The 2293-nt window shown below is 59.7% G+C and carries 3 protein-coding genes; all 3 read right to left on the bottom strand.

What is annotated here, in order from left to right; translation table 11 throughout:
- Positions 1-112: 112 nt before the first annotated feature.
- Complete coding sequence (gene obgE / locus Q0288_RS09335; protein ID WP_299429718.1) at positions 113-1366, bottom strand: GTPase ObgE; 1254 nt, start codon at positions 1364-1366, stop codon at positions 113-115.
- A gap of 77 nt (positions 1367-1443) precedes the next feature.
- On the bottom strand, positions 1444-1716 hold the full coding sequence (gene rpmA, locus Q0288_RS09330) for a 50S ribosomal protein L27 (RefSeq protein ID WP_299429716.1): 273 nt from the start codon (positions 1714-1716) through the stop codon (positions 1444-1446).
- Between the two features lie 90 nt (positions 1717-1806).
- A complete protein-coding gene (gene rplU / locus Q0288_RS09325) occupies positions 1807-2112 on the bottom strand; it encodes a 50S ribosomal protein L21 (RefSeq protein ID WP_299429714.1) in 306 nt (101 codons plus the stop codon).
- Between the last annotated feature and the right edge of the window lie 181 nt (positions 2113-2293).

Raw genomic sequence — 2293 nt, 5'->3', positions numbered from 1 at the left:
GCGTCCAGGTCAACGGTTTTCAGCGCAGCACAGCACCAGACCCCTCGCTTCGCTCAGGGTGACCCGGGTGTAATTTTCCGATTTCAGGCCAGGAGCCTGCCCGCTAGATGCCTTACTGCCTGGTCTCGGGAATATACTCGAACTCGTGCCGTCCAAGGCGCACGGTATCGCCCGCCCGAACCCCGTTGGCTTTGAGGGCCTGTTCGACCCGGTAACGCTTGAACAGCTCCTGCAAATAGCCCGAGGCTTCCATCAGGTCGCCCTTAAGCCGATCCAGGTGGCGCTGCACCTGGGGGGCCTCGAGTTCAAACACCCCATCTTCTACCTCAGTCACCTTGATGTATGCCGTGAACTCGGGTTCCGGTTTGGGCGGTTCCATTTTTGGTTTGGGGGCAGCCTGCACCAGGGCAAAAAGTGCGTCCACCAATTCAGATAGGCCCTGGCGGGTCTGGGTGGAGGTGGGCAGCACCGGCAAGCCTGTCCTGCTCACCTCGCTCACCAGGGCCCCAACCGCCTCAGACGGCAGCAGATCGCTTTTGTTAAGGGCTATGAGCCCCTGGCGAAAGAGCAGTTCGGGGTTGTAGGCCCGCAGTTCGGCCTGTAGGGTTTGCAGGGTCTGTACCGGCTGGTCGGCGCCATCGAGCACATAGAGCAAAACTCGAGTACGGGCGATGTGGCGCAGGAACTCCAGGCCCAGGCCTTTGCCCTGGGCTGCCCCCTCAATGATGCCGGGGATGTCGGCCATGGTGATGCGCTCGAGGTTGCGTTCTATCACCCCCAGATTGGGCGAGAGGGTGGTGAAAGGGTAGCTGGCAATTTTGGGCTGGGCCTGGGTCAGAGCGGCCAGCAGGCTGCTTTTACCAGCGTTGGGATAGCCCACCAGGCCCACATCGGCCAGCAGCATCAGCTCGAGGCGCAGTTTGCGCTTCTCACCCTCCTCGCCGGCCTCGGCAAAGCGGGGCCCCTGGCGGGTGGACGTTACAAAACGGGGGTTGCCCCAGCCACCCTTCCCCCCTTTGGCAGCCACAAAAGTCTGGCCCTCCTCTATCAGGTCGGCCAGCAGCTCCCCGGTCTCGGAATTGTAAACCCGTGTTCCTCTGGGCACTTCGATCAACAGGTCTTTGCCCGACCTGCCAAACAGCCCTTTGCCCATTCCGTGCTGGCCGTTTTCGGCCTTATACACCCGCTTGGAAAGGTTGGAAAGCGAATCTACCTGGGCTAGCGCCCGCAAAATAATGGAACCGCCCTCGCCGCCATCGCCCCCGTCGGGGCCACCTTTGGCGATGTACTTCTCACGCCAAAAACTAATGCAGCCATCGCCCCCACGCCCGGCGGTGACAGTAATCTCGAGGATATCTCTGAACATGGCTGTTCGCTAAAAGCCGAAGGCCGAAAGCTAAGGCAGGCTGCCTTTGGCCTTCAGCCTTCGGCTATCGGCGCAGTTTAGTCGCCAGCCCTGGCCAATTCAGCATTGACCCGGACAAAACGGCCCATACGGCCCTTGTCGGCAAACTCCACCACCCCATCCACCAGGGCAAAAAGCGTGTGGTCGCGGCCCTGCCCCACACCCTCGCCGGCCCGGAACTTGGTGCCGCGCTGACGCACCAGCACGTTACCGGCCCTGACCATCTGACCTTCAAAACGCTTAACCCCCAGGCGCTTGGCCTGACTGTCGCGCCCGTTTTTGGTTGAACCCAGACCTTTTTTATGTGCCATAGTGTGCTCCTTCGGAGCGCTGAAGGCTGGAAGCTAAAGGCTGAAAGCTAGGGTTAGCATTCGGCTTTAGACCTCAGGCCTTCGGCGAAGTTAAGCGCGAATCTCCTTCACCATAATCTCGGTATAGGGCTGGCGGTGGCCCCGCTTACGGCGGTAGTGGATCTTGGCCTTGAACTTGGCTACCACCACTTTCTTACCCTTGCCATGATCAACTACCTCGACCACCACTTTGGCCCCGGGTACGGTGGGGTTACCCAACACGGTCTTCTCGCCGCCCAGCATCAAGGCATCGAATTCCAGGGTATCACCGGGGTTGGCCTCGAGTTTCTCTACACGCAGCTTGCTCCCAGCCTCTGCGCGGTATTGTTTACCACCCGTCTTGATGATTGCGTACATGACCACACTCTCCAGTGAGCCGTCCGGGATGCAGGTGCAGTCCATCAAACGACTCGGGTCTTTTGACCCAGCCAACTGACAACTATAGCGGCTATGGCGAATTGTTTCAAGAGCCGAGGTTTGGGTGTAGGCTTTTATCATATACAGCCAGAGAGCCAACGAAACAGGGGCATGGGTTCGG

This window comes from uncultured Meiothermus sp., assembly GCF_937863175.1.
GTDB lineage: Bacteria > Deinococcota > Deinococci > Deinococcales > Thermaceae > Meiothermus.
The sequence above is the reverse complement of the archived record's forward strand: the minus strand, read 5'-3'. Positions and strand labels throughout refer to the sequence as shown.

What these genes read in the sequence shown, in the direction of transcription:
- rpmA (WP_299429716.1), bottom strand. Translation starts at nt 1,716, where the DNA reads ATGGCACATAAAAAAGGTCTGGGTTCAACCAAAAACGGGCGCGACAGT.
- rplU (WP_299429714.1), bottom strand. Translation starts at nt 2,112, where the DNA reads ATGTACGCAATCATCAAGACGGGTGGTAAACAATACCGCGCAGAGGCT.
- obgE (WP_299429718.1), bottom strand. Translation starts at nt 1,366, where the DNA reads ATGTTCAGAGATATCCTCGAGATTACTGTCACCGCCGGGCGTGGGGGC.